Raw genomic sequence first — 4,809 nt, 5'->3', positions numbered from 1 at the left:
GGCGGTGGCGTCCTCGTCGTCGAGGACGTCCTGCACGTCGTCGATCTCGGCCTCGACCTCCTCGATCGTCGCGTCGTCGACGTTCTCCTCGTTCTCGTCGATCAGCGTCTCGGCGCGCTGGATCGCGCCCTCGGCCTCGTTGCGGGCCTCGATGCGCTCGCGGCGCTGCTGGTCCTCCTCGGCGTGCTGCTCGGCCTCCTGCTGCATCTGCTCGATCTCCTCGTCGGAGAGGCCGGCGCCGCCCTCGATGGTGATCGACTCGGCGTTGCCCGAGCCCTGATCCTCGGCCTCGACGTTGACGATCCCGTTCTCGTCGATGTTGAACGTCACCTCGATCTGGGGCGTTCCGGCCGGCGCCGGCGGGATGCCGGTCAGCTGGAACTCGCCGAGTAGCTCGTTCTCCTCGGCGATCTCGCGCTCGCCCTGGAACACCCGGACCTGCACGGAGGTCTGGTTGTCAGCGGCGGTGGTGAACACCTTCGACTCCTCGGTCGGGATCGTGGTGTTCTTCTCGATCAGGCGCTCGAACAGGCCGCCCTTGACCTCGATCCCCAGCGAGAGCGGGGTCACGTCGAGCAGTACGAGGTCGTCGACGTCGCCGGAGAGCACGCCGCCCTGGATCGCCGCGCCCAGCGCGACCGCCTCGTCGGGGTTGACGTTCTTTTTGGGCTCCTGCCCGACGAGCTCCTCGACCTGCTCGTGGACCTGCGGCATCCGGGTCGACCCGCCGACGAGGATGACCTCGTCGATGTCGTTCTTGGTGTAGCCGGCGTCTTCGAGCGCCTGCTCGGTCGGCTCGGTGGTCCGCTCGATCAGGTCGTTGGTCAGCGACTCGAACGTCGCGCGCGTGATCGACTGTTCGAGGTGGACGGGGCCGGAGTCGGTCGCGGTGATGAACGGGAGGTTGACCGTGGTCTCCTTCTTGTTCGAGAGCTCGATCTTGGCCTCCTCGGCGGCGTCCTTGAGCCGCTGGAGCGCCTGCCGGTCCTCGCGGAGGTCGATCCCGTGCTCGTTCTCGAACTCGTCGGCGAGGTGGTCCATCAGCGCCTCGTCCCAGTCGTCGCCGCCGAGGTCGTTGTCCCCGTTGGTCGCGACGACCTCGTAGACGCCGCCGCCGAGGTCGAGGATCGACACGTCGAACGTCCCGCCGCCGAGGTCGTAGACGAGCACCGTCTGGTCGGAGTCGTCGTCGAGCCCGTACGCCATCGACGCCGCCGTCGGCTCGTTGACGATTCGTTCGACCTCGAAGCCGGCGATCTCGCCGGCGTCCTTGGTCGCCTGTCGCTGCTTGTCGTTGAAGTACGCGGGGACCGTGATGACCGCCTTCTCGACTTCGTCGCCGAGGTACTCCTCGGCGTCGCGCTTGAGCTTCTGGAGGATCATCGCCGAGATCTGCTCGGGCGTGTACTCCTCGCCGTCGGCCTCGACGGTGTACTCCTCCTCGCCCATGTGGCGCTTGATGGAGGCGATCGTGTCGTCGGGGTTCTGGATCGCCTGGTTCTTGGCGGGCTTGCCGACCAGGCGCTCGCCGTCGTCGGAGAACGCGACGACCGACGGCGTGGTCCGGTCACCCTCGCTGTTGACGATGATCTCGGGGTCACCACCCTCCATGACGGCCATGGCGGAGTTGGTGGTACCGAGGTCGATTCCGAGGATCTTGTTGCTCGCCATTCTTACTCGTGTATTCCGGGCTGAATCGGTTAAAGGTTGCTTTCACGACCGCAGAGTACCCCTACGCTTGCCTGCGGTTCTCTAAGCCGCTGTCGGGGTGTGAAGAAGGATTTATCCCGAAGCGTCGTCCGACCGCTACTCCTCGCTGACCGTGACCTGTGCGGTCCGGATTACCTTCTCGCCCATCTCGTAGCCGGGGCGGTAGAGTTCCTCGATTGTGCCGGCGGGGCGGTCGCTCTCGACGCGCATCAGCACCTCGTGGCGCTCGGGGTCTGGCTCCTCGCCGGGTTCGGGCTCGATCCGCTCGACGCCCTCGTCCGCGAGCACGCTGTCCAGTTCGCGGAGCGTCCCCTCGACGCCCTCGCGGATGCCCGTGTCCTCGTCCTGCTCCAGCGCGCGAGCGAGGTTGTCCCGGACCGGGAGCAGGTCCTCGACCAGGCTCTCGGTCGCGCGGGCCTGCTGCTGTTCGAGCTTCTTCTGCTGGCGCTTTTTGAAGTTCTGGAAGTCGGCCTGCTTCCGGGTCAGCTTCCCCTCCAAGTCGTCGATGCGCTCCTCGTAGTCGGCGCGGTCCTCCCGGAGTTCCTCGGCCAGTTCCTCGTCGTACTCGGCGACGCGCTCGATCAGCGACCGGTCGAGCTCCTCGCCGGTCTCCTCCGGCGCGTCAGCCTCGCTCTCTCCGTCGGCGTCGGTCGGCTCCTCGGCTGCCGCGTCGGCCTCGTCGGTCATACCCGGAGGAAGCGCCGCCGTGGGTTTAAGCGTTGCAAAAGCGCCCCGCGATCCCGTGTCGCTCCCCCGATCAGTCGCCGCCGGTGAGTTCGTCGAGCATGAACACCGCCTCGGGCTTCGAGAGCGGGTCGTTCGCGTTGCCACAGTGGGGCGACTGCACGCAGGACGGGCAGCCGTCGGCGCAGTCGCAGTCGTCGATCAGACGGGCGGTCCGGGCCATCAGTTCCTCGATCCGGTCGTAGCCCCGACGGGTCAGGCCGACGCCGCCCGGGTGGCCGTCGTAGACGAAGATCGTCGGCTGATCAGTGTGGCCGTGGTACGGCGTCGACAGCCCGCCGATGTCTGCCCGGTCACAGAGCAGGTACAGCGGGAACAGCGAGATGACGCCGTGTTCGGCGGCGTGGATGCCGCCGTTGAAGCCGTACTCGGGATCGCCGTCCTCGGCGGCCATCGCGCGCATCTCGACCTCCACGTCCTCCGGAACCGTCCAGTAGAGCGCTTTCGTCCGGAGCGTCGTCTCCGGGAGGTCGAGCGACTCCCGACCCATCGTTTCGCCGGATGCGGCGTCCCGACGCTCGAAGCCGGTGATCCGCTCGGTGACGGAGACGTCCGCGAACCGGACCGCCGTGTCGGGCCGGGCCGACAGCGACTTCTCCCGCAGGTCCTCGTGGACGGTCACGTCCTTCTCGGTCAGGACCTGCGTGTGGTAGTCCGCCCACGTCGGCTGGAGGCGGGCGGTGTCACGGTCGAGATCCAACTCCGTGACCTCGTAGCGCTGACCCTGGTGGTGGTAGATCGCCCCCGGGTGTGCGTCCCGGAGCGCGTCCGAGAACGACAGGGAGGCGATCACGTCGCCCGAGCGGGAGTCCCGGAGGTCGACCTCGCGGTCGTCGATCGTCCGGAGGTTCATGCTGTGCTGGGGGCTCTCGTCGCCGTCGTGAGTCCAGCGGAGCCCGTTCCCCGTCTCGCGGCGCTCTAACACGCCGGCCTCCTCCAGGTCGCCGACCACGTCGGGGAATGGCTCGCCGAAGTGTCGCCGGTCGTCCCGGGAGAGCCAGTTCTCGGCGGGCGCCGAGGCGACGTGGTCGGGCATGATCGCCTCGTTCTCGGGGTCGCTGATGGCGTCCTCCGGCTCGCCCTCGAAGAACGTCTCGGGGTTGCCCATCAGGTACTGGTCCAACTGGTCCTCGCCGGCGACCATCACCACGAGCGCGGGGTCGTCACCCCGGCCCGCCCGCCCGGCCTGCTGGAACGCCGCCATCCGGGTGCCCGGGTAGCCGTCGATTATCACCGCGTCCAGCCCGCCCACGTCGACGCCGAGTTCGAGCGCGTTCGTGCTCCACACCCCGCGGAGGTCGCCGCTATGGAGTCGGTTCTCCAACTCCCGCCGGCGGTCGTCGGTCAGCGACCCCTGGTACGCCTGTACCTTCCCGGCGAGCTCTGTCGACCCGCGGCTCCGGAGTTCCTTCGCGGACTCCGCTGCGTAGCGCTCGGCGGTCTGGCGGCTCCGCGTGAACACGAGCGTCTGCTGGCCCGCCTCCACGAGGTCGGTGAACAGTCGCATTGATTCGACGTGGCTGGAGCGCCGCCGCCCGGTGTCGCGGTCCTGTTCGTACTCGGGGGGGTTCCAGAGCACCCAGTCCCGCGGCCCCGTCGCCGAGGCGTCGTCGTCGACGAGCGTGAACCCCGAGGGATCGCGCCCGGTGACCGTCGCCGCGTGTTCGACGGGGTTACCGATCGTCGCCGAACAGCAGACGTAGGTGGGGTCGGCGTCGTACCGTTCACAGATCCGGTTCAGCCGTCGGAGCAGCAGCGCGACCTGCGAGCCGAACACGCCGCGGTAGCTGTGGACCTCGTCGATCACGACCAACTCGAGCGAGGAGAAGAACCACTCCCAGAGCCGGTGGGCGTGGGGGAGCAGCGCGTAGTGGACCATGTCGGGGTTCGAGAGCAGCACTGTGGGCCGCCGGTCCCGGACGTCGCGCTTCTCGGACTTCGAGAGCCGGCCGGTGTACTGATCGACGGAGACACGGGAACCGAAGCCGAGATCGCGGGCCAGCTCCGAGAGCGTCTCCAGCTGGTCCGACACGAGCGCGTTCTGCGGGCCGAGGTAGAGCGTTCGGCCGCCGTGGTCCATCGCGCGCTCGAACGCGGGGACGGTGTACGCGAGGCTCTTCCCGCTGGCGGTCTCGGTCGCGATCGCGGCGTCGTTGCCGTTCCTGACCGCCTCGATCGCGTCGCGCTGGTGCCGGAACGGTCGCTCGATCCCCCGGTCGGCGAGCGCGCTCTCGAGGCGCGGTTCGAGGTCGAGATCCGCGAACGTGGGCTCCCGGGCCGACACCCGCCGATGGGCGGCCACCTGCTCGGCGTAGTACGGGCGCTCCCGGAGCCAGTCGAGCGGGTCGTGCACGC

General features: G+C 68.6%; 3 protein-coding genes. All 3 read right to left on the bottom strand.

The window, feature by feature from the left end; genetic code table 11:
* A partial coding sequence (dnaK, locus tag ACFR9S_RS10185; RefSeq protein WP_379818548.1) for a molecular chaperone DnaK occupies window positions 1–1,671 on the bottom strand: 1,671 nt, incomplete at its 3' end.
* A gap of 135 nt (window positions 1,672–1,806) precedes the next feature.
* The gene (locus ACFR9S_RS10180) at window positions 1,807–2,397 is read right to left on the bottom strand and encodes a nucleotide exchange factor GrpE (RefSeq protein ID WP_379730713.1); all 591 of its coding nucleotides are present in this window, start codon (window positions 2,395–2,397) and stop codon (window positions 1,807–1,809) included.
* Window positions 2,398–2,467: 70 nt separating this feature from the next.
* On the bottom strand, window positions 2,468–4,807 hold the full coding sequence (locus tag ACFR9S_RS10175; protein WP_379818547.1) for a DEAD/DEAH box helicase: 2,340 nt from the start codon (window positions 4,805–4,807) through the stop codon (window positions 2,468–2,470).
* Window positions 4,808–4,809 lie beyond the last annotated feature (2 nt).

The sequence above is a fragment of the Halolamina salina genome (assembly GCF_042678005.1).
Classification (GTDB): Archaea; Halobacteriota; Halobacteria; order Halobacteriales; family Haloferacaceae; genus Halolamina; species Halolamina salina.
The sequence above is the reverse complement of the archived record's forward strand: the minus strand, read 5'-3'. Positions and strand labels throughout refer to the sequence as shown.

Bases quoted from the DNA above. Each gene is read 5' to 3' on its own strand.
- ACFR9S_RS10180 (WP_379730713.1), bottom strand. From the start codon at position 2,397: ATGACCGACGAGGCCGACGCGGCAGCCGAGGAGCCGACCGACGCCGAC.